The 24,751-nt window shown below is 69.3% G+C and carries 23 protein-coding genes; 6 read left to right on the top strand and 17 right to left on the bottom strand.

Going from position 1 to position 24,751, the window contains the following annotated elements; all coding sequences use genetic code 11:
• Window positions 1-17: 17 nt before the first annotated feature.
• Entirely contained in the window at window positions 18-452 is a 435-nt protein-coding gene (locus tag OG257_RS01190; protein ID WP_329204126.1) for a hypothetical protein, read from the bottom strand.
• A gap of 328 nt (window positions 453-780) precedes the next feature.
• On the opposite strand from OG257_RS01190, the gene OG257_RS01185 reads away from it, so the two are divergent.
• Window positions 781-1,146, top strand: coding sequence for a nuclear transport factor 2 family protein (locus OG257_RS01185; protein WP_313935746.1), 366 nt, complete (start codon window positions 781-783; stop codon window positions 1,144-1,146).
• 183 nt (window positions 1,147-1,329) lie between these two features.
• Here OG257_RS01185 and OG257_RS01180 read toward each other — a convergent pair whose 3' ends face one another.
• On the bottom strand, window positions 1,330-2,022 hold the full coding sequence (locus tag OG257_RS01180) for an SDR family oxidoreductase (protein ID WP_329204125.1): 693 nt from the start codon (window positions 2,020-2,022) through the stop codon (window positions 1,330-1,332).
• Window positions 2,023-2,136: 114 nt separating this feature from the next.
• On the opposite strand from OG257_RS01180, the gene OG257_RS01175 reads away from it, so the two are divergent.
• Entirely contained in the window at window positions 2,137-2,697 is a 561-nt protein-coding gene (locus OG257_RS01175) for a TetR/AcrR family transcriptional regulator (RefSeq protein ID WP_329204124.1), read from the top strand.
• A gap of 310 nt (window positions 2,698-3,007) precedes the next feature.
• Window positions 3,008-6,010: an ABC transporter substrate-binding protein gene (locus OG257_RS01170; RefSeq protein ID WP_329204123.1), complete on the top strand. Its 3,003-nt coding sequence runs from the start codon at window positions 3,008-3,010 to the stop codon at window positions 6,008-6,010.
• A gap of 178 nt (window positions 6,011-6,188) precedes the next feature.
• On the opposite strand, the gene OG257_RS01165 is transcribed toward OG257_RS01170, so the two are convergent.
• From OG257_RS01165 to OG257_RS01105, 13 genes are all read right to left on the bottom strand, one after another.
• Entirely contained in the window at window positions 6,189-7,055 is an 867-nt protein-coding gene (locus tag OG257_RS01165; protein ID WP_329204122.1) for a fumarylacetoacetate hydrolase family protein, read from the bottom strand.
• Between the two features lie 47 nt (window positions 7,056-7,102).
• On the bottom strand, window positions 7,103-8,143 hold the full coding sequence (locus OG257_RS01160; RefSeq protein ID WP_329204121.1) for a cupin domain-containing protein: 1,041 nt from the start codon (window positions 8,141-8,143) through the stop codon (window positions 7,103-7,105).
• A 22-nt stretch (window positions 8,144-8,165) separates the two neighbouring features.
• On the bottom strand, window positions 8,166-9,380 hold the full coding sequence (locus OG257_RS01155; RefSeq protein ID WP_329204120.1) for an FAD-dependent monooxygenase: 1,215 nt from the start codon (window positions 9,378-9,380) through the stop codon (window positions 8,166-8,168).
• A 142-nt stretch (window positions 9,381-9,522) separates the two neighbouring features.
• Entirely contained in the window at window positions 9,523-10,173 is a 651-nt protein-coding gene (locus OG257_RS01150; RefSeq protein ID WP_329204119.1) for a CoA transferase subunit B, read from the bottom strand.
• Complete coding sequence (locus OG257_RS01145; protein WP_329204118.1) at window positions 10,173-10,928, bottom strand: CoA transferase subunit A; 756 nt, start codon at window positions 10,926-10,928, stop codon at window positions 10,173-10,175. The genes OG257_RS01150 and OG257_RS01145 overlap by 1 nt, the downstream gene beginning before the upstream one ends.
• A complete protein-coding gene (locus OG257_RS01140; protein ID WP_329204117.1) occupies window positions 10,925-11,608 on the bottom strand; it encodes an SDR family NAD(P)-dependent oxidoreductase in 684 nt (227 codons plus the stop codon). The genes OG257_RS01145 and OG257_RS01140 overlap by 4 nt, the downstream gene beginning before the upstream one ends.
• 17 nt (window positions 11,609-11,625) lie before the next feature.
• Window positions 11,626-12,294 carry an SDR family NAD(P)-dependent oxidoreductase gene (locus OG257_RS01135; protein WP_443054543.1) on the bottom strand — a complete coding sequence of 223 codons (669 nt, stop codon included), beginning with the start codon at window positions 12,292-12,294 and terminating at the stop codon, window positions 11,626-11,628.
• Window positions 12,295-12,308: 14 nt separating this feature from the next.
• Complete coding sequence (locus OG257_RS01130; protein WP_329204115.1) at window positions 12,309-13,280, bottom strand: fumarylacetoacetate hydrolase family protein; 972 nt, start codon at window positions 13,278-13,280, stop codon at window positions 12,309-12,311.
• Window positions 13,281-13,427: 147 nt separating this feature from the next.
• The gene (locus tag OG257_RS01125) at window positions 13,428-14,366 is read right to left on the bottom strand and encodes a VOC family protein (RefSeq protein WP_329204114.1); all 939 of its coding nucleotides are present in this window, start codon (window positions 14,364-14,366) and stop codon (window positions 13,428-13,430) included.
• 13 nt (window positions 14,367-14,379) lie between these two features.
• Window positions 14,380-15,384 (bottom strand): amidohydrolase family protein, encoded by a 1,005-nt coding sequence (locus OG257_RS01120; RefSeq protein ID WP_329204113.1) that lies wholly within the window; start codon window positions 15,382-15,384, stop codon window positions 14,380-14,382.
• The gene (locus tag OG257_RS01115) at window positions 15,381-16,511 is read right to left on the bottom strand and encodes an FAD-dependent oxidoreductase (protein ID WP_329204112.1); all 1,131 of its coding nucleotides are present in this window, start codon (window positions 16,509-16,511) and stop codon (window positions 15,381-15,383) included. The genes OG257_RS01120 and OG257_RS01115 overlap by 4 nt, the downstream gene beginning before the upstream one ends.
• A gap of 24 nt (window positions 16,512-16,535) precedes the next feature.
• Complete coding sequence (locus tag OG257_RS01110) at window positions 16,536-17,498, bottom strand: cyclase family protein (RefSeq protein WP_329204111.1); 963 nt, start codon at window positions 17,496-17,498, stop codon at window positions 16,536-16,538.
• Complete coding sequence (locus OG257_RS01105) at window positions 17,495-18,496, bottom strand: fumarylacetoacetate hydrolase family protein (protein ID WP_329204110.1); 1,002 nt, start codon at window positions 18,494-18,496, stop codon at window positions 17,495-17,497. Before OG257_RS01105 ends, OG257_RS01110 begins: the two co-directional genes overlap by 4 nt.
• A 128-nt stretch (window positions 18,497-18,624) precedes the next feature.
• On the opposite strand from OG257_RS01105, the gene OG257_RS01100 reads away from it, so the two are divergent.
• Both OG257_RS01100 and OG257_RS01095 read left to right on the top strand, forming a co-directional pair.
• Window positions 18,625-19,554: a LysR family transcriptional regulator gene (locus OG257_RS01100; protein WP_329204109.1), complete on the top strand. Its 930-nt coding sequence runs from the start codon at window positions 18,625-18,627 to the stop codon at window positions 19,552-19,554.
• A gap of 199 nt (window positions 19,555-19,753) precedes the next feature.
• Window positions 19,754-20,995, top strand: a complete 1,242-nt coding sequence (locus OG257_RS01095; RefSeq protein ID WP_443054226.1) for an MFS transporter — start codon at window positions 19,754-19,756, stop codon at window positions 20,993-20,995.
• A 10-nt stretch (window positions 20,996-21,005) separates the two neighbouring features.
• Here OG257_RS01095 and OG257_RS01090 read toward each other — a convergent pair whose 3' ends face one another.
• A complete protein-coding gene (locus OG257_RS01090) occupies window positions 21,006-22,046 on the bottom strand; it encodes a LacI family DNA-binding transcriptional regulator (protein ID WP_329204108.1) in 1,041 nt (346 codons plus the stop codon).
• 72 nt (window positions 22,047-22,118) lie between these two features.
• Window positions 22,119-23,132: a LacI family DNA-binding transcriptional regulator gene (locus OG257_RS01085; protein ID WP_329204107.1), complete on the bottom strand. Its 1,014-nt coding sequence runs from the start codon at window positions 23,130-23,132 to the stop codon at window positions 22,119-22,121.
• 286 nt (window positions 23,133-23,418) lie between these two features.
• Here OG257_RS01085 and OG257_RS01080 point away from each other — a divergent pair, with 286 nt between their 5' ends.
• Window positions 23,419-24,735, top strand: coding sequence for an ABC transporter substrate-binding protein (locus OG257_RS01080; protein WP_329204106.1), 1,317 nt, complete (start codon window positions 23,419-23,421; stop codon window positions 24,733-24,735).
• Window positions 24,736-24,751: the final 16 nt, after the last annotated feature.

The raw sequence follows: 24,751 nt of genomic DNA, 5'->3' as shown, positions 1-24,751 counted from the left end.
CCCGCTGACCAACAAAGTCAGCCGGCAGCTCCGGCGTTCAGTCCGGGGCCTTCTGTTCTGAGCGACCCGGTGAAATAGCGCATGTGCTCAGGGGCGCAGGCGACCACGAAGCCGACGCTCCCGTCGTGACACTCGGCGATGTTCCAGTAGGGGCGGATGATCCGAGAGTCTGATCGAGTCCGCCTGCGGATCTGGCGTATCTCGATATGTTCGGTCGGCAGAGCGCGACGCGCGAGCGTCTTCACCTCGGTGGGCGATACGTGCAGAGCAGTCCTGGAGGCGGCGAGGAAGACTACGACCGGACTGCAATACGGGCGGTCGCCGAGGATGCATGCCTCGAAGAGGACCTCACCGCCCTCAGCGAAGGCGCGAGCCTGCGCCTTCGCCCGCCGTCTCCCACCGAAATCGGGGACCAAGAGGCCCCCCACCACGTCGATCAGGAACGCGATCACCTGGGCACCCACTCCTGGTTCGCGGTGTACACCCCTTGCACGCCGCTTGCTGAAAGCGAAGACACAGAATCCTCGCGCAGCGCAGTCGCCACCGCCCACGATGATCGCAAGGCTCGTGCCTGAGCACGCGTTCAGTCAAGCGCCTGCCCGCACTGTCCCAGCCGCACCTGATGAGCCGAACGAAACGGCCCAGCGCGGCCAGTGCGAAGCCCCGCCGGCGCTGAACCCGGGTCCCTCGGTGTGGGCGGCGCGGGTGCGGGCCAGACGCTCACAGGTGATGGGTTCAAAGTGCACGCGTCCATCATCGCGCTGCCGCATCATGATCCGTATGGATCTCGACTTCGCCCGTCGCTTCGCCGCCCAGTGGCAGGACGACTGGAACTCACACGACCTGGACCGCATTCTCGCGCACTACCACGACGACGTGACCTTCAGTTCGCCCATGATCGCCCGGCTGACGGGCGACCCGGCCGGCACCGTGCACGGCAAAGCCGCCCTGCGTGCGTACTGGGCGGCAGGGCTCGAGCGGATACCCGACCTGAAGTTCGAGGTGATGGACGTACGGGCGAGCGTCGACGCACTCGTGATCGACTACCTCAACCAGATCGGCGGCAGGGTGAGCGAGGTGCTGACCTTCCGGGACGGCCTGGTGGTGGCGGGCTTCGGCGCGTACGGCGAGACGCCCGCCAACTGACCGGCCCCGCCCGTCCGCTGGGGCCTTTCGTTCGGATCGGACCGCACGTGAGCCCAGCATGACCCGAACGAGAGGCCCCGGTGCTCACCGGGTCCGATGACGCGGGTGCCCCTGCGCCGGGGCCCGCACCTTGGATGCCGCACACGGCGCCACGTGATGGGCTGCGCCGGAGACGGGAGGGCCTCAGGCGGCGTTCGGCTCCGACGCGACGGCCAGGCTCTGCTTGACCTGCTGGGTGAGCTCGTCGGCGAGAATCTCGGGCAGGCCCGCCTCGATGCCGTTCAAGGCCTGGGCCGCGACGTCTGCGGCGGCGGACTTCTGGTCGGCGGGGACGGCGGCGGCCATGTCGGTGTCCATGTAGCCGACGTGCAGCGCCGAGACGGCGATGCCGCGAGGCGCCAATTCGTCGCGGGTCGCGCCGGTCAGTGCCCAGGCGGCGGCCTTGGAGGCGGCGTAGGAGCCGAGGCCGGCCGGGTGCAGCCAGGACAGGACGGACAGGATGTTGAGTACGGCGCCGCCGCCGTTGGCCTCGATGACGGGGGCGAAGGCCCGCGTCGCTGCGAGCGGGCCGAAGAAGTTGGTCTCCATCTCCTGGCGCACCTTCTCCAGGTCTCCTCCGATCAACGCGGCCCCGGTGGAGATTCCCGCGTTGTTGATCAGCAGCGTGGTGTCGGACGCGATGCGAGCTGCTTCCTGTATCGAGTCCTGGTCCGTGACGTCCAGGCGCAGGAGGGTGACGCCGGGCAGGTCGATCGTCTCAGGGCGCCTGGCTGCCGCGTAGACCTTCGCGCCGTGCTCCACGAGCTGGGCGGCCAGGTGCCGCCCGAGGCCCCGGTTGGCGCCGGTGACGACCGCGACCGCGTTCTTCAGTTCCATGGCTGCTCCTGGTTCTGGCGGGTGCCGTCCGGCCACCCGAGAATTTAGATTATGCATCCAATCTAAACACTCGACTACGATAGATGCCAATCGACATCCAAATGGGAGATGGTCATGGGCCGCGTATCGCAGGCGCAGGCAGAGGAGAACCGCAAGCGGGTGGTGGACACCGCCTCCCGGCTTTTCCGTGAGCAGGGCGCCCACGTCAGCGTCGCCGACCTGATGAAGGCTGCCGGTCTGACCCACGGCGCGTTCTACAAGCAGTTCGAATCCAAGGAGGCGCTCGTCGACGAGACCACCGCCCACGCCTTCGCGGAGCTCGCCCGCCGCCACACCTCCGGGCTCGAACGGAACGACGGGCAGCGTGACGCCGCTCAGCAGGCCCTGATCGACGTCTACCTCTCCGTCGCACACCGCGACGATCCCGCGGACGGCTGCCCGGTCGCGGCGCTTGCCACCGACATCGCCCGCGGGAGTGGGGGAGATGAGGCCCGTCGCGTCTACACCGAGGGGGTGGCCGACTTCGCCGACTTCCTCGCCACTGACGACCAGGACGGAATCGTCCGCCTCTGCACCCTGTTCGGTGCGCTGGTCCTGTCCCGGGCCACCAAGGGCTCCCCGCTCTCCGAGGAGATCCTCGAGGCCGCGCACGCAGACTTGACGGAAACCGGCTGATCAGGGGCACAGCGTGAGTGCGGGTGGTCGCACTCACAGGCGACGGAGCTTCCACGGCCGACGCCGACGCCACTGAAGGTCTCTGCCTGGCGATCGCGTGGCACCAGCCGTCGTCCGTGCTGGTTCGCGATCCAGGAGTCCAGCATCTCTGATGACTCATCAGGCAGTCCTGCGTGGACAGCCTGTCGGCTGAGGCCGGGACCGCAAAGGGAGTCATCCAGATCTGATGTAATCGTCTCCGACGATCCCCGGGTGGGTCGGAGACAGGGGGCCGGCGTTGCAAGAGCTGGATGCGGCAGATCCGCGCCAAGTGGGGCGGTATCGGATCCTTGCGCGCCTGGGAGCGGGCGGGATGGGCCGCGTGTACCTGGGGAGTTCCACCAGCGGCCGGATGGTCGCGGTGAAGGTGGTGCGCGCCGAATTGGCCGAGGACCCGGACTTCCAGCGCCGTTTCGCCCGCGAGGTGGAGGCTGCCCGCCGCGTCACCGGATTCTTCACCGCAGCCGTGGTCGACGCCGATCCTGCGGGCTCGCCCGCCTGGCTCGCCACCGCCTATGTTCCGGGACTGCCGCTCGACGCAGCGGTGCGCACCCACGGGGCTTGGCCCCGGCGCTCGTTGCTCGTCCTGGGGGCAGGCCTGGTCGAGGCCCTGGAGGCCATTCACGGCGCGGGACTGATCCACCGGGACCTGAAGCCGTCGAACGTGCTGATTGCCCGCGACGGGCCGCGGGTCATCGATTTCGGTATCTCGATCGCCTCCGAGGCGAGTGTCCTGACCCAGACGGGCATGGTGATCGGAAGCCCTGGGTTCATGTCGCCCGAGCAGGTCACGGGGAAGGCGGTCGGCCCCGCCAGCGATGTGTTCGCCCTGGGGGCCGTACTGGCCTTCGCGGCTACGGGGGACGGCCCGTTCGGGACCGGTTCCCCGCATTCGGTGAACTTCCGCGCCGTCTATGAGGAACCCGACCTTCGTGGGCTGCCCCCGGAGACGGAGTTCGTCGGCCGGTGTCTCGACAAGGACCCTGGCCGGCGGCCCACCGTGCCGGAGTTGCTGGCGCAGTTCGGGCAGATGCTGGGTGAGTCGGGCGGGCAGGCATACGCGGGCAGGCTGCCGAACGAGACCGACTGGCTCCCGGAAGCGATCGCATCGGCCCTCACCACCGGCCGGAGCGATGCCCCGGCCCCCGCGCCGCCCGCGAAGAACCCGGGACAGCAGGAGAACGGGTCCGCCCCCGTCGGCGCGGACGGCCGCGACGAGCGCGGCTCCGGGGACACGCAGGGCGCCGTGCCCCGTGCCGACACGGTGCCGACGCCGGATCCACGAATTCACCTCGTCAAGCGGACGGAGGTGCCGCCCGCACAGCCCTCGCCCGCACCGCCCCCGCCGGCGAGCGAGCCACCGACCGTACGTGACGAGCAGCCCGCACCTCCCGTCGGCGTGTCGCCCGTCGTCACCGACCGGATGGCGGCCCCGCCCCCCAGATCGCCCGGACGCGTTCCCGTCCAACGGCCCGGCAGCACCCGGCGCCGCCGTCTCGTGGCGATCGCCCTCGCCGCCGCCCTGGTCACCGGCGGCGGCATCACCGCCCTGCTGGCCGACCAGGGCGACGACAAGGACACGTCCAAGGGAACCGGGGACGGACCGGGCTCCTCCACCCGTGCCGAAGGTTTCAACGCCGCGGTCGGTGGCGTGGTCAACGCGTCCGGCAGGAAGGGCGGCACCCTCCGTCTGGTGAGCTCGCAGGACGCCGACTCGTGGGACCCGGCCCGCTCCTACAACGGGTGGGCCTGGAACATGCAGCGCCTCTATGCCCGCACGCTGCTGGCGTACGACACCAAGCCTGGCAAGCAGGGCCTGGACCTCGTTCCGGACCTGGCCGCCGCCCAGCCAGTGGTCTCGGCCGACGGCAGGACCTACACCGTCAAGCTGAAGCCCGGTCTGAAGTTCGAGGACGGCACACCGATCACCGCCAAGGACGTCAAGTACGGCATCGAGCGGGTCTTCGCGCAGGACGTCATCAGCGGGGGCCCCACGTACCTGATCGAATCACTGGGCGGGAACCAGAACTATCCGGGTCCGTACACGGACGAGACCCGGGGGAAGCCCGGCCTGAAATCGGTCGAGACACCTGACGACCTGACCCTCGTCCTCAGGCTGGCCAAGGCCGACTCCCGCTTCCCGTACCTGCTGACCATGGGCGCCACTTCCCCCGTGCCGCAGCAGAAGGACACCGGCGACGGATACGGTGCGCACCCCGTCTCCTCCGGCCCGTACCGCTTCGCGTCGTACAAGCCGGGGAATTCGCTGGTCCTCGTCCGCAACGAACAATGGGACCGTGCCACCGACCCGTTGCGCAAGGCGCTGCCGGACAGGATCGAGCTGACTGTCTCCGCCGACCCCGAGAACGTGGCCGCACAGCTCCTCGCGGGCACCGTGGACCTCGACGTCCGGCAGGCCGGTCTGTCGCAGCCCGCCGCGCTCAAGGTGTTGAACGACCCGAAGAAGATGGCCGACGCGGACAACCCGCACAGCGGCTCCATCCGTTTCGTCTCGCTCGTCTCGAAGACCGAGCCGTTCGACAATGTGCACTGCCGGAAAGCCGTGCTGTACGGGGCCGACACCACAGCCCTCCAGACCACTCGCGGCGGTCCGACGGGCGGTTCGAGGCAGGGCAACATGCTGCCCCCGACAGTCTTCGGCGCCGATGACTACGACCCGTTCGGTCTGACCGACGGCAAGCCCCGGATCGAGAAGGCCAAGGACGAGCTGAGGGCGTGTGGCAAGCCCGCGGGCTTCACCACCGAGATCGCCGTACGCGGCGCCAATCCCAAGGACGTCGCGTCCGCCGAAGCTCTGCAGAGCTCTCTCAAGAAAGTAGGCATCACCGCCGAGATCGACCGCCGCGACGGCGTCCAGTTCCTCTCGGACATCGGATCTCCCAGCACGATCAGGAACAAGGGCTACGGCCTGATCCTGCTGGCATGGGCGGCGGACTATCCGACCGGCTCCGGCTTCCTCCAGCCCCTGGCCGACGGACGCCTCATCACGCCGAGCGGCAACAGCAATTACGCCCAGATCGACGACCCCGAGATCAACAACCTCTTCGACCAGGCTTCCGCCGAGAGCGACACGGCCCAGGCCGCCAAGGTCCACAGCCGGATCAACCATGCGGTCACCGACGGTGCGTACTACCTGCCGATCGTCGCCGACAAGGTCCTCAACTACCGCAACCCGCGACTGACCAACGTCTACGTCCACGAGGCTTTCGGCATGGTCGACTTCCAGGCTCTGGGCACCAGCGACGGCAGATGACCCCGTCCGGCCGCGGAGTCACGGCGAGGACGAGTTCCCCACCCGGAGAATGCTCGGCGCCGGCCTCTCCACCTCAGTCGGGGAGAGCCTCGACGTCCAGCGAGGCGTGACGGGTGAGCATCCGCTGGTCCATGGCGGGATTCCGGCTGAGGGCACCGCCCCGTGCGCGACCTTTCCGTCAGCGGTGCCGGCGCCCGGGCCGCTGTTCGTAGGGGAGGGCCCGGGAGCCGTCCACCCCCACTTCCAGGCGGCCCACCCGCTCGATCTCCAGGACGACACGGTCCCCGTGGGTGAGCGGTCCCACTCCGGCCGGCGTGCCGGTCGCGATCACGTCCCCCGGGTGCAGCGTCATGACAGACGACGTGTAGGCGATCAGCTCACGGACGTCGAAGATCAGATCCGCCGTGTTGGTCCGCTGGCGGGTGCTGCCGCCGACGTCGCAGCGCAGGCCGAGGGAGTCCGGGTCCGGAATCTCGTCGGCGGTCACGACCCAGGGCCCGACGGGCGTGAACGTGTCGAACGACTTGCGCGTGGAGCGGTCCTCGCCGGACCGGACGGTGATGTCCAGCACGCATGTGTAGCCGAAGACGTGGTCCAGCGCGTCGTCCACGCCGACGTGGCGGGCGGTGCGTCCGATGACGACGCCCAGTTCGCCCTCCTGATCGGTGCGCCTGTCGGTGTAGGGGAGGAGGATGTCCTGGTCCGGCCCTATGACGGAGGAGTTCGCCTTGAGGAAGACTCCGAGATCGGCGACCGACGTGGTGTACTCCATCTCGGCCTTGTGGTCGAGGTAGTTGACCGGCGCACCGATGATCTTTCCGGGGCGAGGCAGTGGAGCCTCCAGGACTGCTCGGGCGAGCGGGACACGCGCGCAGGTGGCGAGGTCGAGCGGCGAGGCTGCGTCGCGGGCGACCCTTTCGATGTGCTCATGCAGCGCACCGGCAGCTCCGAGGGCGCCCTTACCGGCGAGTTGCTCGGTCACGTCGACGAGGGTGTCGCCGTCGACCAGTCCGAGGCGTCCCTTGTTGAACAGGGCCAGACGCATCGTGGCCTCCTTGTGATGTGAGAAGGGTGAAGTGTGGGGTGGGCGGATCAGGCGCCGGGATCGGCGCTTTCGGTGCGGTAGAGGCCGAGGGAGCGCATGACGGGCTCGTCGCTGTAGGAGAACAGGACGGCGTCGCTCGACGACGAGGTGTTCAGGTGCCGGTAGGAGGCCCAGCCCGGAATGGCGAAGGTGTCGCGCTCGGACCACTCCAGCCGTACGCCGTCGACGACTGTGACGCCTTCACCGCGTACCACGCTGAAGACCGTGGAGGCGGTGTGCCGGCGGCCCGCCCCCTGGAACCCGGGGCGCAGGCGCTGGACGCGGCACCCGATCGTGGGCATGACCGGGCCCCCTGTCCACGGGTTGGTGTACTCGAGGACGATGCCGTCGACCTCGCTGCCGTCAGCGGTGTCGGCGACGCTGTCCAGTGCCCGCTGCGTCTCCTGCCAGGTGTACCGCGTGACGGGTGAGTCGGGCCCGTCCTGCGAGAGCCAGACGGGATTCAGCCGGCCGTGCAGGAAGTGCCTGCTCCCTGCGTCGTCGGGCCGGGTGACTGGCTGCAGGCGCTGGTGGTACTTCTCGTAGAAGCCGGCTTCCAGGGCGTTGACGAGCGGGTAGTCGAGGGCGTCGAGCCACATCATCGGTGCGTCGCCCTCATGGGTGTGGTCGTGCCAGTGCCAGCCGGGGGTGAGCAGCAGATCGCCCGGGGACATGAAGACACGCTCCCCATTGACGGTCGTCCACGCGCCGCTGCCCTCCAGGATGAAGCGGAACGCGTTGGACGTGTGCCGGTGCGCCTGCGCGGTCTCGCCGGGCAGGATGATCTGCAGCCCCGCGTAGAGCGTGTTGACGGTGGCAGGCGGATCGGTGAGGCCGGGGTTGACGAGCATGAGTACGCGCCGTTCGGCCTCTTCCAGGGAAAGGGTTTCCGAGAAGTGCAGCAGGTGAGGGCGTAGTTCCTGCCAGTTCCAGCGGTAGGGGACGGCGCGGCTCTTCGGCTGGGCGGGGAACAGGTTGCCGTAGAAGCGCCACAGCGGAGCTGCCCCCAAGCCCTCCAGGGCCTTGTAGGCGAGTTCGTCGGTCGTCATGGAGTCCTCCTCGGTTGCAGGATCACGGGGCGGGGACGGCAGCCGGGGCTGGTGCCCAGACCCAGGAGGCGTCGTCGAAGTCATCAGGTGTGCGGGACGAGAGCAGCCGGTTGCGCAGGGTGGCCCCCACGCCCTCCAGATGGCAGATCTCGCCGAAGCGGCGGGCGTTGGTCTGGATCATGGCCGCTCGCTCGCGGCGCTGGTCGACGTATGCGGTGAAGGCGTCCGCGGGGTCGGAGAAGCGGCCGAGCGCCTGCCCCAGGGCCACCGCGTCCTCCAGTGCCTGACAGGCGCCCTGGGCGAGGTACTGCAGCATCGGGTGCGCCGCGTCTCCGAGGAGCGCGATCCGGCCGTGCGCCCAGTTGTCGATGGGCAGGCGGTCGTACAGCGGCCAGCGCCGGTCCCGCGCGATCAGGGGCAGGGCGTCGCGCACGGCTCGGCAAGCCCCCGCGAACCGCTCCTCGAGCTCGGCCTCGGTGCCCCAGGCATCCGAGTCCGGGGTGTAGTGATCGCTCTCGAATACGGCAACCTGGTTGTACAGCTCGCCGCGTCGTACCGGGTACTGCACCAGATGCATGCGGGGCCCGGCCCAGACCATCACAGCCTCCGAAGCGGCGTGCTGCGACATCCGGCCGGTCATCCTGTCCGCGGGAAGGGCGCCGCGGAATGCCACGTAGCGGGAGCAGACCGGCTCTCCGTCACCGACGAGGGCCTGGCGCAGCCGTGAGTGCAGGCCGTCCGCCGCCACGACCGCGTCGGCGGTCAGCTTCGTCGCCGTCCCGGCGAAGTGCAGGACCACCCCGGAACCGTCCTGTTCTGCGTTTGTGACGGTGTGTCCTGTGCGCAGCGTGACGGCAGGGTGCTCCTGGCAGGCGGCGAGGAGCGCGGCGTGCAGATCCGTGCGGTGGGTGACCAGGTAGGGGTGTGTGAAGCGCTCGGTATAGGCCGCGCTGCGCAGATCGAGAGACGTGATCTGCTCTCCGCTCAGAGCGTCCATCATCACGAGCTGGGGCGGGGCGACCGCAGTACGCCGGACTGCCTTGAGTACCCCCAGTTCATCGAGGGCCCGAGAGGCGTTCGGGGCGAGCTGCAGGCCTGCTCCGATCTCTCCGAACCGGGCGGCTCGTTCCACGACAGTCACGTGGTGACCGGCGCGGGCGGTCGACAGCGCTGCGGCCAGGCCGCCGATTCCACCGCCGACGACGGTGATGCGGAGGGGGACAGGGGTCACGGACATATGGCCGCCTTGGTCGGGGAACTGGGGGACGCGGACGGGAGGCGGCGAGCAGCCTCACTCATCGATCAATTGGGGAGGTGTTGCCTCGGTGCCAACGGTCGGAGAAAGGTCAACAGGGCACGTGGACCTCGGATGTGACTGATCAGCAGGCAGCCGTGGAACTGTCGGCGTGCACGGGTGCGCCGGTGCGCGCGGTGATGTCCGCCGGTGTGACGCCCGGGGCTGTTTCGACGAGGGCGAGGCCGCGGTCGGTGACGTCCAGAACGCCGAGATCGGTGATGACGCGGTGCACGCAGTGACGACCGGTCAGGGGCAGGGCGCACTCCTGCACGATCTTGGGGCTGCCGTCCTTGGCGGTGTGTTCCATGAGGACGATGACGCGGCGGGCGCCGTGGACGAGGTCCATCGCGCCGCCCATGCCCTTGACCATCTTGCCGGGGATCGTCCAGTTGGCGAGGTCACCTTGAGCCGACACCTGCATGGCTCCGAGAACGGCGGTGTCGATGTGACCGCCGCGGATCATGCCGAAGGAGAGCGCGGAGTCGAAGAAGGAGGCGCCGGGCACGACGGTGACGGTCTCCTTGCCGGCGTTGATGAGGTCCGGGTCCACCTCGTCCTCGGCGGGGTAGGGGCCGGTGCCGAGGATGCCGTTCTCGGAGTGGAGGACGACGTGCACCCCGGGCGGGAGGTGGCCGGGTATGAGGGTGGGCAGGCCGATGCCGAGGTTGACGTAGGAGCCGTCGCTGAGTTCCGCGGCCGCACGGGCGGCCATCTGGTCACGGGTCCAGGGCATCAGGCGCCTACCGTTCTCTTCTCGATGTGTTTGTCGGCGGCCTGCTCGGGGGTGAGTTCCACGATCCGCTGTACGTAGATGCCGGGCAGGTGGATCGCGTCGGGGGCCAGCTCGCCGGGTTCGACGAGTTCCTCGACCTCGGCGACGGTGACGTGACCGGCCATGGCGGCGAGGGGATTGAAGTTGGCGGCGGCCCGGCGGAACACGAGGTTGCCGTGCGAGTCGCCCCGCCATGCCCGGACGAGTGCGAAGTCGGTGGTGATGCTGTGCTCCAGCAGGTAGGGGCGTCCGGAGAAGTTCCGGGTCTCCTTGCGCGGTGAGGCGATTGCGACGGAGCCGTCGGGTGCGTACCGCCAGGGCAGGCCGCCCTCCGCGACCTGGGTGCCGACGCCGGCCGGTGTGTAGAAGGCGGGGATCCCCGCGCCGCCGGCACGCAGGCGCTCGGCGAGCGTGCCCTGTGGGGTCAGCTCCACCTCGAGCTCTCCGCTGAGGTACTGCCGGGCGAACTCCTTGTTCTCGCCGACGTAGGAGCCGGTGACCCGGGCGATGCGTCCCGCGGCGAGCAGGACGCCGAGGCCCCGGCCGTCCACGCCACAGTTGTTGGAGACGACTGCTAGTCCGGTCGCCCCCTGTTCGTACAGTGCGCCGATGAGGACCTCGGGAACTCCGGAGAGGCCGAAGCCGCCCACGGCGAGTGAGGCGCCGTCCGGGATGTCGGCGACCGCTTCGGCGGCGCTGCCGCTGACTTTGTTCACGTGCGGAATTCCTTGTCTGCGATGGCGCCGGGCAGGACTGTGGACCAGCCGCCGTCGACGACGAGGTTGGTGCCCGTGATGTACGAGGCCTCGTCGGAGGCGAGGAACAGGGCTGCGTCTACGACGTCGTCCGGGATTCCGGGGCTGATGCAGTTGGCACGGATGCCGTGCGGGGCGCCCTCCGCAGCGAGTTGGCGCGTCAGCGCGATCACCGCGCCCTTGGACGCGGAGTGTGCGGAGCGCCGGTTCGTGAGGGAGCCTGTCAGCCCGGCGGTCGAGCCGACAGTGAGGACGCACCCCCGGCTGCTCACCAGGTGAGGCCACGCCAGGTGGGCTGTCAGCCGTACCGAGTCGAGCCCGGCACTCATCGTGAAGTCGAAGTCCTCGTACGGCTGCCGGTCGATGCCCCCGAACCGGACGGCGCCGGCGTCGGCGTAGACGATGTCGATCCCGCCGAACGCGTCTGCGGCCTCGCCGACCCAGGTGCGGACGGAGTCCTCGTCGGTGACGTCCAGCGGGCCGGGGGTGAGGGCCGTGCCGCCCTCCCGGGCGATGAGCCGCTGGGTCTCCACGGCCTCCTCGTGGAGCAGGTCACCTCCGACGACCAGCGCACCCTCGGCAGCGAAGCGCAGTGCTGCTGCCCGACCCTGGCCTCGGGCGGTGCCGGAGATCAGTGCCACTCTGCCTTCGAGCCGTCTCACTGCGCGGCCTCGGGGCGAAGGGCGTCGGATACGGACTTGACGCCGCCGTGCGCGGTGAGGCCGCCGTCCACGGGGATGTCCGCCCCGGTGATGAACGACGAATCGTCGGACACCAGGAAGACGACGAGCGGAGAGACTTCGTCGACGGTCCCGGTGCGGCCCAGGGGGGTCTCGCGAATGTTGGACGCGCGGAAGGCCGGGGTGGCGGAGGCGGTCATCTCGGTCTCGATGTAGCCCGGGTGGATCGTGTTGACGCGGATGCCGCGGGGGCCCAGCTCCAGCGCGGCCGTCTTCGACAGGCCCCGCAGCGCCCATTTGCTGGTCGTGTACGCAACCGGGTAGTGCGCGGTCAGGGCAGCGGAGGATCCGACGTTCACGATGGAGGAGCCCGGGGGCATCAGGGGCATGAGGTGCTGGATTCCGAGGAGCGGGCCGGTGACGTTGACCGCGTGGACGCGTGCCATGTCCTCGGGGCGCACGTCGCCGACGCGGGCGCGCCAGGTGATGCCCGCGTTGTTGACCAGGCCGTGCACCTGGCACCCGTTGACGGGTTCTACGTCTGTTGCGATGACGTGGGCGCCCTCGCGGGCGAGGGCGGCTGCTTCGGCGGCGCCCTGGCCGCGTGCCGCACCGGTGACGACAACTACCTTGCCGAGCAGTCTCATGGGGTGCAGGTCGGTCACGGCCGCTCCCGGTTGCGTCGTCGGCCGGCCGGCAGGGGCTGGGGATCGGTACCCGGCGCCACGGTGTTGGTGAGCGTGCCGACGCCCTCGACGGTCAGGCTCACGATGTCGCCCGGCCGCAAGGGGGGTGGGGTCTGTTCGCCGCGCAGGCCCCAGAGCTCGGCAAGGCATCCGCCGTTGCCGCAGGTTCCCGACCCGAGGACGTCTCCCGGGACGACACGAGTGCCGCGGGACGCGTAGGCGGTCATCTCCTCGAAGGTCCAGCTCATGTTGGACAGCAGGTCCTCGCCCACGGTCTCGCCGTTGACCGTGGCGGTGAGCGCAAGCCGCAGAAATCCATCGGAGTCGCGGTACGGCGCCAGCTCGTCCGCGGTGACCAGGTAGGGGCCGAGGGAGGTGGCGGTGTCCTTGCCCTTGCAGGGGCCGAGGCCCACCTTCATCTCCGCGGACTGGAGGTCGCGGGCGGACCAGTCGTTGAAGACGGTGTAGCCGACGATGTGGTCACGGGCCCGTTCCGGGGTGAGGTCGCGGCCCTCGCGGCCGATGACAGCGCCCACCTCGAGTTCGAAGTCCAGGACGTTCGAGCCGGGCGGCACGGGCACGCTCTGGTCCGGGCCGTAGACGGCGTGGGGGTTGGTGAAGTAGAAGGTCGGTGCCGCGTACCACTGCTCGGGCACACCGGCGACGCCGTCGACGGACCGGCGCACGCCTTCGACGTGTTCCTCGAAGGTGACGAAGTCACGTATGGACGAAGGCTGAAGAGGGGGAAGCAGCCGCACCTGCGAGACGTGGGGCCCGGGTGGCACATCGAGTGCCGCGGCGCCTGCGGCGAGGAGCCCCGGCAGACCGTCGGTCTCCGCCAGAAGCGCGGTCAGTGAGGAAACGCCCGACAGAGGAAAGAGCGTGCCGTCATCCTCCACGACGGCTGTTCGGTGGCGGTGCTGATGCTCGTAAGCGGCGAAACGCATGGTGCGGCTCCTGGGGAGGAGATGGGCGGTCGGGGGGAACGCGTGCGAGGCCGTGGCCCACGGAGGCGGGTCGGGTGACCCGCCGCCCGCCGGAGGAACGGGCAGCGGGTCACCCGCTCCGCGGGCGCGTGCTGTCAGCGGAGCGCATCAGACGGGCGGGGCGACGAACACACCTCGGTCGGGGTCGTTGAACGACTCCTTGGCGACGAGTTCGTTCATCGCGTTGGCGGTGCCCCACTGGTCGGTGACCTCGGGCTGGGAGAAGTCGTAGACATGCGGGTGCCAGGTGTCCTCGTCGAGCTCCTCCAACTCGGTCGTGTACTCGACGGTGTTGCCGTTCGGGTCGAGGAAGTAGGTGAAGGTGTTGTCGCCCGCCATGTGCCTGCCCGGCCCCCAGATCTTGCGGTGGCCGGCCCGGATGACGCGGCCGGAGCCGCGCATGTACTCGTCGATGCCGCGCATCTCGAACGAGACGTGGTGCAGGGCGGTGTGCGGGCCCTGGGCGATGGCCATGGAGTGGTGCTGGTTGCTGATCCGCATGAAGTGCATGACCTCGCCCATGTGGGGCGAGGAGAGCGTGTCCGAGAGGGCGAAGCCGAGGTGGCGCTCGTACCACTCCCGGGTGCGGTTGAGGTCGGGGGAGTTGAGGACGACGTGGGAGAGCTTGACCGGGATGGCCTCCTTCTCCTCGATCTTCCTGTGCTGCCGGACCTCGACGTCGGCCGAGACCTCGATCGTGCGGCCGTCGACGTCGAAGAAGCGGAAGCCGTACCCGCCGCCCGGGGTGTCCACGGCACCGGGCCGCGTGATCAGCTGCACGCCGCCGGCCAGGAGCCGCTCGGCGAGGGTGTCCACATCGGCCGGGTTCGCGGCGCCGTAGGACACGAGGTCGAGCCGCTTCTCCTCGGCCTCGCGCAGCCGTACGACGTACTGCTCGGGGGAGCCCTCGGCGGCCAGGAAGGAGATCCCGGAGTCCTCGATGACCTTGGTGAGGCCCCAGGTTCCGGCGTAGAAGTCGAGTTGCTTGTCGTAGTCCGGCACCGCCAGGTCGACGTGCCGCAGGTGGGTGAGCAGGCGTGCGCTCATGGTGGGTTCCTCCTCAGGTGGTGGTGGGGCCGAGCAGGGCGGCGGCGTTGTCACCGCGTACGGCGTCGAAGTCGGCCCGGGACAGACCTGCGGCGCGCAGGGCGCCGACCGGGTCCTCGGTGCCCATGTCGAAGGGGAAATCGGAACCGAGGAGTACGCGGTCGGCTCCGGCCACCCGGACCAGCTCCCGCAGGACGTTCGGGTCGTGGACGAGCGAGTCGAAGTACAGCCGACGGAGGTAGCTGCTCGGCAGGTGGGCGCAGCCCGTCGCCGCGTCCGCGCGTGCCGTCCAGGCGTGGTCGGAGCGGCCGATGTGGGTGGGCAGGTAGCCGCCGCCGTGGGCGGCGATCACCTTCAGGCCGGGGTGCCGGTCGAGCACACCCGAGAAGATGAGGTGGGAGAGGGCGACGGCGTTCTCGGTGGGCTGGCCGACCGTGTTGGACAGGTACCAGCGGTCCAGGCGCTCGTCGAGCGTGCACCCGAAGGGATGCAGGAAGACGATCGCGCCTGTTTCGTCGGCCCGGGACCAGAACGGTTCGTACACCGGGTCGGACAGTTCCCGCCCTGGGGCGTGACTGGAGATCTCCACGCCGAGGAGCCCGTGCCCCAGGGCGTCATCGAGCGCTTCGACGGCCTGCTCCGGGTGTTGGAGCGGTACGATTCCCAGCCCCCGCAGGCGCTTCGGAGCCGCCGCGCAATGCGCTGCCGTGGCTTCGTTGGCGGTCCGGTACACCTTCGCGGCTGTCTTCCCGTCCGCCCAGTAGTGGTAGTGGGAGGGGGACGGGCTGACCAGCTGGACGTCCACACCCTGCTTGTCCATCGCCGCGAGACGCACGGCCACATCTGTCAGTCGCGGGATGCGCTCACGCACCATCGGCCCGCTCACGGACAGGGCCTCGGCGCCGTTGCGCCGGGCGTCCAGCGCTCTTGCCGCGTCGTGGCCGGGCAGGCCGGCCACGAGCGCCTCGACCCCGGGGAGAAGGAGGTGCGCGTGTACATCGACGGTCGGGGACGTCACGGCAGCTCCCGGAGCATCACCATGGTGCGGCCCATGAGACCGGGCACATCGGCGTCGCGCACTCCGTCGAGCTGCCACTGCCCGATCTGTACGGACGCGTCGACGACAGGGCGGACGCGGCTGATCCGCCGCTCGTAGTACGCCTGGAACAGGGCGTCGTCCCAGCTGTCGGAGCCGGTCAGCATCTGCGCCAGCACCCAGGCGTCCTCCAAGGACAGAGCAGCGCCCTGCGCGAGGGTGGGCGGGCAGCAGTGCGCCGCGTCGCCGATCAGGACGACCCGGCCGCGGTGCCACGAACCCTCGACCAGCATGCGGTCGAACCAGGTGTAGTTGACCTGTGCCGGGTCGGTGATGTGCTCGGTGATCTCCGGCCAGAAGCCGCCGTAGGACGAGGTCAGGCGGCGCATCTCGTCGGCGTACGAGTCCGCGGGGATCGAGGCGCGGTCGCGGTTGGCCTCGACCGCGTACGCGTACAGGGTGCGGTCGCTGGTGGGACAGTAGCCCGCGATGTAGGCAGGGCCCCCGTAGGCGAGATCCGTACGGGACACTCCGGCCGGCCGCGGGGCGGCCACGCGCCAGATGGCCATGCCCGTCGGCTCCGGCTTCGTCGTGATCCCTATGGCCGCCCGGGTTGTCGAGCCCAGCCCGTCGGCGGCGACCACGAGGTCGTAGCGACCCTCGGAGCCGTCACTGAAGCGGACGGAGACGCCGTCGGCATCCTGGTCCAGGCTCTCGGCCGTGACTCCCAGGCGGATCGAGGCGCCACAGGCGCGTACGGCCTCGATCAGGATGCGCTGGAGCTGTGGCCGCTGCATGCCGACGGTGGCGGGCAGGTCGTCGCCACCGCTGCGGATGTCATCCTGCTCGTGCAGGACGGTTCCGTCAGGTGCGGTGATACCGACCGACCCGAAGCCGAAACCGGATGCCTCGACCTGCTCCCACACCCCCAGCTCGCGCAGCACCCGCAGGGCGTTGCCCTGGAGAGTGATGCCGGAGCCGGCGGTGGCATTCCAGTCGTCCTTGGCCTCGATCAGGTGCACATGGAGGCCGGCGCGCCGCAGCAGCAACGTCATGGCGTTGCCGGCCGCGCCGCCCCCGATCACCAGGACCGTGCGAGCTTCGTTCATGATGGAACTCCCTTGTTCCTTCGACTACTTGACGGCGATTGGGTTGACGGGAGAGCCGACTGCGCCGGTGATGGGCAGGGGTGCGGCGGTGAGCCAGAACGCGTAGGCGCCGTCCGCCGCACAGTCCTCGGCGAGAGTCTCCAGATCCCACATCTCCCCGATGAGCAGGCCGATATTGGGGATGGCGACCTGGTGCAGCGGCTGGAAGGCGACATCGAACTCGTTGGGCCGCACCTCGAAGCCCCAGGTGTCGGTGGCGATCGCCGCGATCTCACTGCCGTGCAGCCAGCGGGCAGTCGTGAAGGACAGACCCGGGGCCGCGCCGCCCGCGTAGTCGCCCCAGCCGTCGCGGCGGGCCCGGGCGAGCTGTCCCGTACGGACCAGGACGATGTCGCCGCGGCCGACGCTCACACCCTGGGCCTCGGCGGTCGCCGTCAGGTGGTCCTCGGTGATCGCGAAGCCGTCGGGCAGCTCGCCGTTCTCGCCGACACTGCGGCCGACGTCCAGCAGCACGCCGCGCCCTGCGACGTACGGGGCCATGTGCTCGATGCCGGTGACCAGATCGCCCTCGGAGGTGACGGTCTTCGCCGCGTCGCGGCCGTTCCATGCCCTGCCGTGATCGAAGATGTGACCGAGCCCGTCCCACTGGGTCGAGCACTGCAACGGCATGGCGATGACGTCGTCGGCGCCGCCGAGGCCGTGGGGAAAGCCCTGGAGGCCGAGTGCCGCGTCGGTGCCGGTGTCGAGCATGGTGTGCACCGGGTTGGTGCGGCGGCGCCAGCCCTTCTGGGGGCCGTTCATGTCGAAGCTCTGGGCGAGCGAGAAGCTCACGCCCCGGCGGATGAGCGCGGCAGCCTCGCGCCGCTTCGCCTCGTCGAGGAAGTTGAGGGTGCCCAGCACGTCGTCCTCGCCCCAGCGTCCCCAGTTGGAACACTCCCGGGCGGCACGGGCGATCGACCCCTCAGGGTCGTGGCGGTCGAGAGTCACGACGAAACCTCGGCAACGCATCGCGTGCGCTGAGCACCGAGCCCGGTGACGGAGCCGTCCATGACGTCGCCGTCGCGCAGCAGCCGCCCCCAGTGCATACCGTTGCCGGCCGGAGAGCCGGTCAGCACGAGGTCACCGGGCAGGAGCCGGGCTGTCTGAGAGGCGTAGGACACCATGCGCGCGACGCTGAAGATCATGTCCTCGGTGGACTCGTCCTGCATGGTCTCGCCGTTCAGCTTGAGCACGAGGCGCAGGTCGTCGGGGTCGGCGATCGACTCGGCAGGCACGATCCAGGGGCCGAGCGGCGTGAAACCGGGCGCGTTCTTGCTGCGCAGCCAGTCCGTACCGATCTGCGGCATGTCGCGGCGGAAGACCGTGGCGCGGTCGGTGAGGTCGTTGGCGATCGTGTAACCGGCGACGAAGCCGAGAGCCTCCTCGACGGACACCCGGTGGGCCGGACGGCCGATGACCGCCACCAGTTCCAGCTCCCAGTCGGGCTTCTCGGCCCACGAGGGGAGGACGACGTCGTCGTACGGGCCGGTGATCGAGCTCGGCAGGCCGATGAAGACGTACGGCAGGTCCTCGGCTGCCCGGCGGTCCATGATCTCTGCGGCCTCGGCGCGTCGCTCCTCCTCGGAGCGGTCGTCGGCCGGGTCCCGGTGCGCGACATGGAGGTCGATCACGTGCTGGCGGTAGTTGGCGCCGGACTGGAACACCTGGCGCGGTTCGACCGGGGCGTGGACCTGGAAGTCCGCCAGCGGCCTGCGCTCCGGACCGGTGTCATCGGCCAGCGCCGCCAGTCGCACCGCAGTCGTGTCCCAGGTCTCCAGGAGGCTGCGGACGGACAGGTGTTCATCGCCGAAGGCAGCTCGCAGGTCGAGTACCTGGGCGTCCGCCGTGACGAGCGCGGGGAAGGCCGGTCCGTCCGGAGCCGAGAGTGTGGCGAGGGCGAAGGGTCCGGCGAAGAGCTCAGACGCGGATGCAGGTTTCACGAACATGTCCTCCTGATTGCGGTGTGACTAATCTGGACCCGTCACTCGCAATCTGGGAAATCGATTCTGTGGATGGAGTTCATCCACGGTGTTTATTCCTTCCTGGTCGGCGCCCTACCGCAAGGGAAAGTCTCGTGAATCTGGCTCGCCTGGATCTCAACCTCGTTGTCGCACTCCGAGCTCTGCTGGAGGAACGCAACGTCACGCGTGCCGGTCAGCGCATCGGCCTCAGCCAGCCCGCCATGAGCGCTGCCCTGGCCCGGTTGCGCCGCCACTTCGACGACGATCTGCTCGCCCGCGTAGGCGGCCACTACGAGCTCACCGCCCTCGGCCAGGTCCTCCTGGACCGCACCGCCACCGCTTACGAAGTGATGGAACGCCTCTTTGCCAGCCAGGCCGACTTCGATCCCGGGAGTGAGACGCGCGAGTTCAATCTGGTGGCTTCCGACTACGCGGTCGCCGTGTTCGGCACCGAACTCGCCCGAGTCGTGCACGAGGAGGCGCCCGGGATCCGGTTGCGCTTCACCCAGCCGCCGACGACCGTGGTCGACGACACCGCCACCCTGCTGAGTACCACCGACGGTCTGCTCATGCCGCACGGCGTCATCAGCGATTTCCCCGCCACCGAACTGTACGAGGACAGCTGGGTCTTCCTCGTCGCGGACGACCATCCGAGCGTCGATGACCGGCTCACCAGAAACGATCTGGGGCGGCTGCCATGGGTCACCTACCAGCGGACCTACGACGCCCCCGCGGTGCGACAGCTCGGCATGCTCGGAATCGAGCCGCGGGTGGAAGTGTCCGTCGACAGTTTTCTCCTGCTGCCGCTGTTGGTGGCGGGCACTCGGCGCATCGCCCTGATGCAGGCGCGCCTCGCCAGGCTCCTCGCACCGCTCGCCGCCGTGCGTGTGGTGGAGCCACCCTACGAAGCGGTCCCACTACGGGAGGCGATGTGGTGGCACCCGGTGCACACGCACGACGCGGCCCACATCTGGCTGCGTGAAACGACTGCCCGCGTAGGCAGGCGCATGGCAGACCTGCCCGAGGGACCGGCCGCGTACTGACGCCCCCGGTCACGGGAACACCGCACCATCCACGGCCTGGATCGGCGGCATCCCAAAATCGGATCGCGTGAGGGGTGGGCAGTGCGGCGCACAGAACGCATAGTCGGGCACATCACGCGCCCATGCGCCGAGATCTGCGACAGCCGGACTCGCTCGCTCAGTGGCGCCACGGTCCCGCCTCGCACTCTGGAGTGCCGTCATGCCGCTTTCCGCTGATCCGCCTGCCCTTGACCACGGTGATCACCCGGCCACGGCGGGAAGGCTGCCCGCCGCCCTGCTGATGGCCGGCAGCTGCCTGCCCATCCTCGGTGCGGTGCTGCTTGCTCCGGTCATGCCGCGCATGCAGGACCACTTCGAGGCTGTGCCGGGTAGCGCGGCGCTGGTTCCCCTGATGCTGACGGTCCCTGCGCTCTCCCTGGCTCTCCTCGCCCCGTTCGCGGGTGTCATCGTCGATCGACTCGGCCGCAAGCGCCTGTTGGTCGCGGCGACGATCCTGTACGCGTTGTTCGGCACGGTGCCGCTGTGGCTGGATTCGCTGTACGGCATCGTGGCCAGTCGCGTGCTGCTGGGGGTCGCCGAAGCCGCCATCATGACCTGTTGCACCACCCTGATCGGTGACTACTACACCGGCAGGCTCCGGGACCGCTATCTCGCGCTCCAGACGATGTGCGCGTCGGCGTCCGCCACCGTCTTCTTCGTGGTCGGAGGCGCTCTCGGGACAATCGGCTGGCGTGCGCCCTTCTGGCTGTACGTGGTGGGTCTGCTGCTGGCCCCGGCCATGGCCGTGGCGCTGCCGGCTCCCGCACCCGGCACCGGGCGCGGGCCGGGCGAGGGGCGCGTGCACGCGGAGCGCCGGCCCTTTCCCGTGCGCCGCATGGCAGGCCTGTGCCTGCTGACCGTGTTCGGCGCGGTCGTCTTCTACGCCGTGCCTGTGGAGATGTCCTACCTCCTCGACGACCTGGGCGAGGAATCCACCGGTGTCATCGGAGCGGTCACGGCGATCGCCAGCGCCGCCACTGTCCTCGGCTCCGTCGTCTTCACCCGGCTGTCCGACCGGCCGCGACGCCGACTGCCTGCGCTCTTCCTGTTGTGTGCCGTCGGCTTCCTCGTCATGGGCACCGCCGACAGCCTTCCCCTGCTCATTGCGGGCGCCGTGGTGAACTGCGTGGGGACGGGACTGCTCCTGCCGTCGCTGCTGACACTCGCGATGTCCCGGCTCGACTTCGCCGACCGAGGGCGCGGTACCGGCCTGTGGACGGCGGCGTTCTTCCTCGGCGAGTTCCTCTGCCCACTGGTCCTCCTGGCCGGCAAGGGAGCTCTGGGCGACCTGGCCTCGGCCGTCGGGCTTCTCGGGCTCGTCACCGTGCTGGTCTCGACCGCGCTGGTGCCCCTCACCCGCCGTGCGCCCCAACTGCGTCACCATGCTTCCGATCAGCCCTGACCGAGCCGGATCACCGCACCGGCGCGGCCATGGTCGAACGGCGTACGACCAGTTCCGGCTGCAGCACGACGTGGGCGTGCTCGTGGACAGCGCCGCGGGTCGTGTCCTGGATGAGCAGGCGGCCGGCCTGTCGGCCCAGAGCCACGGCCGGCCGCCGCACCGAGGTGAGCGGAACGACGGCGGACGCGGCGAATTCGATGTCGTCGTATCCGACCACCGCGATGTCGTCCGGCACCCTCAGCCCGGCTTCGTACAGCGCCTGAAGGATGCCCAGGGCCAGCAGGTCGTTGGAGCAGAAGACGGCGGACGGGCGCTGGGGGAGACCGAGGATGCGGTGGCCGGCGTCCTTGCCCGCGCTCACGGAGAGGTCGGCACAGGCGAGCTCTCTCAGGGAGGTGTGCTGGAGCCCGGCCGCGGAGACGGCGTCCACGGCTCCTCTACGGCGGTCCCGACCCTGCTGGACACGGTCGGGACCGCTGACGTAGGCGATGGAGCGGTGTCCTCGGCCGATCAAGTGGCGTACCGCGGCGTGCCCACCCGCCACATCGTCGATGCCGACGGAGCAGGCGCCGGGCTGGGGTCCGTACTGGTCGGCGATGACGAAGGGAACGGCATTCCGCCGGAAGGCGGCCACCGTGCGTCCGACGGCCTCTCCGGAAGCCAGCACGGCACCGCGAATCCGGTGAGAAGTGATCAGGGAGAGGTGTCGCGCCTCCTCTTCGGGGTCACGGGTGCCGGTGCAGACCATCACACCCAGGTCGGCCTCGCGAGCGGCCTGTTCCACGCCGATGGCCAGGGCGGTGAAGAACGGGTCGGCCAGATCCGGCACGAGAACCGCGAGGACACGGGCGGCCCAGCCATGAAGTTGCCGGGCTCCTTCGGTCCGTACGTAGCCCAAGGCGTCGATCACGGCGAGCACACGCGTCCGTGTGGGCTCGGCCACGAGCTCCGGACGGTTGAGCACGTTGGAAACGGTGCCGAGAGAAACGGAAGCCTCTCGCGCGACGTCCTTGATGCCCACCTTGCGGCGTGCGGCTGTCTCATGGTCCATCGGAATCCTCCGTATCAGCCCTGTTCCAGGGCATTCCGGAGAGAGCGCGGCAGGCTCGCTTCCGTCCACGGTCTAGCGGCCTCGCGGGGCGGTAGTGCTTCCGCGCACGACCAGGCGCGGTGTCATGGAGGTCTGCATGGCCCTGTCCCGTCGGCCCTCCACGCGCTCGATCAGCATGCGGGCGGCGGAGGAGCCCATGGTGTGTCCGGCCTGGTCGACGCTGGTGAGCTGGACGGGGGCCAGAGCAGCGAGAGCGGTGTTGTTGTAACCGGCCAGCGAGATGTCGTCCGGGATGCGCAGTCCGAGTTCGTGGGCTGCCCGGTAGATGCCCAGAGCTGCGACGTCGGCGCCGGTCATGATGGCGGTCGGCCGCCGCTCGGCTGTCAGCAGGGCCATTCCGGCGTCGAAACCTCCGTCGTCGGAGTATGCCGCGTGATGGATGCGTACGTGCTCGGCGAGGCCGTTCCGTTCCATGGACTCGCGATAACCGCCGGCCAGAACGACCTCGGGTGTGCGCTTCCACTGGTTGGCCTTGGTGCCGGGAGCGGACACGAGGGCGATGTCCTGGTGTCCGAGCGACGCCAGGTGGTCCACCACCAGCCCCGCACCGGTGTCGTCGGCGTCGACCACCGAGTCGTGGGCGTCGGCGCCGTCGTGGTGCCCGATGACAACGGTCGGGGTGGCCGCTGCGGTAGCCAGAACCTCGGTGCGCGAGGTTCCCGGGGCGATGAGGATCAGGCCGTCCATCTGGCGGTCGACCATGGAGCGGATGGTCTTCGCCTGGTCCTCGGGGTCGAAGCCGGCCGCGCCGATCAGCACCGTGTACTCACTGTGGCGGAGCTCTTCCTGGACGCCGTCGAGGATGTCCGCGAAGAAGGCGTTGCGGACGTTGTCCAGGAGCACTCCGATCGTGTAGGTCCGCCCTCGCATCCCGCGTGCGGCCGCCTGTGGGCGGTAGTCCAGTTCGGCGATGGTCGCCCGTACCTTCTCCTGCATGCCCGGGCTAACGCCGTAGGCATTGCGCAGCACCTTGGAAACCGCGGCGACGGACACGCCGGCGTGCCGGGCGACGTCGGTGATGGTCACGCGCTTGTTCTGCTTCGGTGCGGCGGGCCCGCCCATCGTCAGTACTCCGGATCTCGTAGGTGTGAGTGCAACGGTCTACATCATGACGTCTGCATGACCACAAGGCTACTGCCCAGTGCCCCGGTGTTACAGCTCTGTGTCTTGACGGATCTCGCAGCGCGGTGCAGGGTGTTGCCCACTTCGTGGTGGAGAACGTTATACACAACCTTCTGCGCGATCGGGCGTTTACCTTCCTCAGCGCCTCGCCGTTCCTCGCCCCTCTCTCAAAGACCTCCGGGAGTCTTCCGTGTCCCTTCGCATGCCCCACGTCCGTCGTGCGCGTCTGAGCCTGCTGACGGCAGGCACCGCCTCGCTGGCCCTGCTCACCACCGCCTGCGGCGGTGGCGACGCCGGATCCTCGGCCGCCCCCAAGGAGTTCAGCTACCTGAGCGTCACGGAGAACACCACCGTCAAGTCCTCCCTGACCACCCTGTCCAAGGGCGCGTGCAAGTCGGCAGACGACGCGCTGCCGCTGAAGGTGGAGACCGTCCCGCAGGCGAGCCTGGACCAGAAGCTGCAGCTGCTGGCCGGCCAGGACGCCCTGCCGGTGCAGTTCGCGGCGGGCAACGCCCCTGCGCTGACGCAGCAGTTGGCGAAGTCGGGCAAGGTCGCCGACCTGGAGAAGGAGCTCACGTCCCTCGGGGTCCTCGACCAACTGGAGCCTGCCGCCGTCTCCACGGTCAAGGCGCTGTACGGCGGCAAGGTCGAGGTCCTGCCGTACGAGTACAACATCGAGGGCATCTTCTACAACAAGAAGCTGTTCGGCGAGAACGGCATAGCCGCGCCGGGCACCTGGGACGAGCTGGTGGCCGCCGCGGCGAAGCTGGACGCCGCGCACGTTCAGCCCTTCTCCGCCTCCGGTCAGCAAGGGTGGCCCATCACCCGTCTGGTGAGCGCCTACCTGTACCGCAGTCTGGGGCCCGACGCCCTCCAGAAGGTGGCCGACGGCAAGGCGAAGCTCACCGACCCGGAGTACGTGAAGGCCGCCGAGGAGATAGCCGCTCTCGGCAAGAAGGGCTACTTCGGCCAGGGCGTCGGCTCGATCGACTACGACACCGCGATGAACCAGTTCCTGAACGGCAAGGCCGCCATGTTCTACATGGGCAGCTGGGCGCTGGCGAACGTCTCCGACGCCGAGCAGAACAAGGTCGGTGCGGAGAACGTCGGGTTCATGCCCTTCCCGGCAGTCGCCGGAGGCAAGGGATCCATCGATCAGTACCCGTCCAATGTCGGCCTGGGTATCACTCTGGGTGCGAAGTCCTTCGACAAGAAGACCGGCGCCTGGGTGTCCTGCATCGCCAAGAACTACGGCAGCACGGCGCTCAAGGACCATGGCGCCATCTCCGGCTTCAAGGTGAACACCGCGGTGAAGGACGCCAACGAGGTCACCACGCAGGTCCGCGACACCATCGGCGCCTCCAAGCAGAACGTCCTGTGGTTCGAGGCCCTGTTCAGCACCAAGGCCACCACTGTCAGCCAGACCAACGCGGCGGGTCTGGTGACCGGGAGCACGAAGCCGGAGCAGTTCATGCAGACCGTCCAGGACGCGCTGGCCGCCCAGTAGCCGGCCGGCGGCGGCC

The organism is Streptomyces sp. NBC_00683 (assembly GCF_036226745.1).
In the GTDB taxonomy this organism is placed as follows: Bacteria; Actinomycetota; Actinomycetes; order Streptomycetales; family Streptomycetaceae; genus Streptomyces.
This window is presented reverse-complemented; position numbering and strand designations above follow the sequence as displayed.

Bases quoted from the DNA above. Each gene is read 5' to 3' on its own strand.
- OG257_RS01150 (WP_329204119.1), bottom strand. From the start codon at position 10,173: ATGCCCTGGACCCGTGACCAGATGGCCGCCCGTGCGGCCGCGGAACTC.
- OG257_RS01155 (WP_329204120.1), bottom strand. From the start codon at position 9,380: ATGTCCGTGACCCCTGTCCCCCTCCGCATCACCGTCGTCGGCGGTGGA.
- OG257_RS01130 (WP_329204115.1), bottom strand. From the start codon at position 13,280: ATGCGTTTCGCCGCTTACGAGCATCAGCACCGCCACCGAACAGCCGTC.
- OG257_RS01180 (WP_329204125.1), bottom strand. From the start codon at position 2,022: ATGGAACTGAAGAACGCGGTCGCGGTCGTCACCGGCGCCAACCGGGGC.
- OG257_RS01135 (WP_443054543.1), bottom strand. From the start codon at position 12,294: ATGAGACTGCTCGGCAAGGTAGTTGTCGTCACCGGTGCGGCACGCGGC.
- OG257_RS01175 (WP_329204124.1), top strand. From the start codon at position 2,137: ATGGGCCGCGTATCGCAGGCGCAGGCAGAGGAGAACCGCAAGCGGGTG.
- OG257_RS01185 (WP_313935746.1), top strand. From the start codon at position 781: ATGGATCTCGACTTCGCCCGTCGCTTCGCCGCCCAGTGGCAGGACGAC.
- OG257_RS01095 (WP_443054226.1), top strand. From the start codon at position 19,754: ATGCCGCTTTCCGCTGATCCGCCTGCCCTTGACCACGGTGATCACCCG.
- OG257_RS01160 (WP_329204121.1), bottom strand. From the start codon at position 8,143: ATGACGACCGACGAACTCGCCTACAAGGCCCTGGAGGGCTTGGGGGCA.
- OG257_RS01125 (WP_329204114.1), bottom strand. From the start codon at position 14,366: ATGAGCGCACGCCTGCTCACCCACCTGCGGCACGTCGACCTGGCGGTG.
- OG257_RS01105 (WP_329204110.1), bottom strand. From the start codon at position 18,496: ATGTTCGTGAAACCTGCATCCGCGTCTGAGCTCTTCGCCGGACCCTTC.
- OG257_RS01115 (WP_329204112.1), bottom strand. From the start codon at position 16,511: ATGAACGAAGCTCGCACGGTCCTGGTGATCGGGGGCGGCGCGGCCGGC.
- OG257_RS01165 (WP_329204122.1), bottom strand. From the start codon at position 7,055: ATGCGTCTGGCCCTGTTCAACAAGGGACGCCTCGGACTGGTCGACGGC.
- OG257_RS01090 (WP_329204108.1), bottom strand. From the start codon at position 22,046: ATGGACCATGAGACAGCCGCACGCCGCAAGGTGGGCATCAAGGACGTC.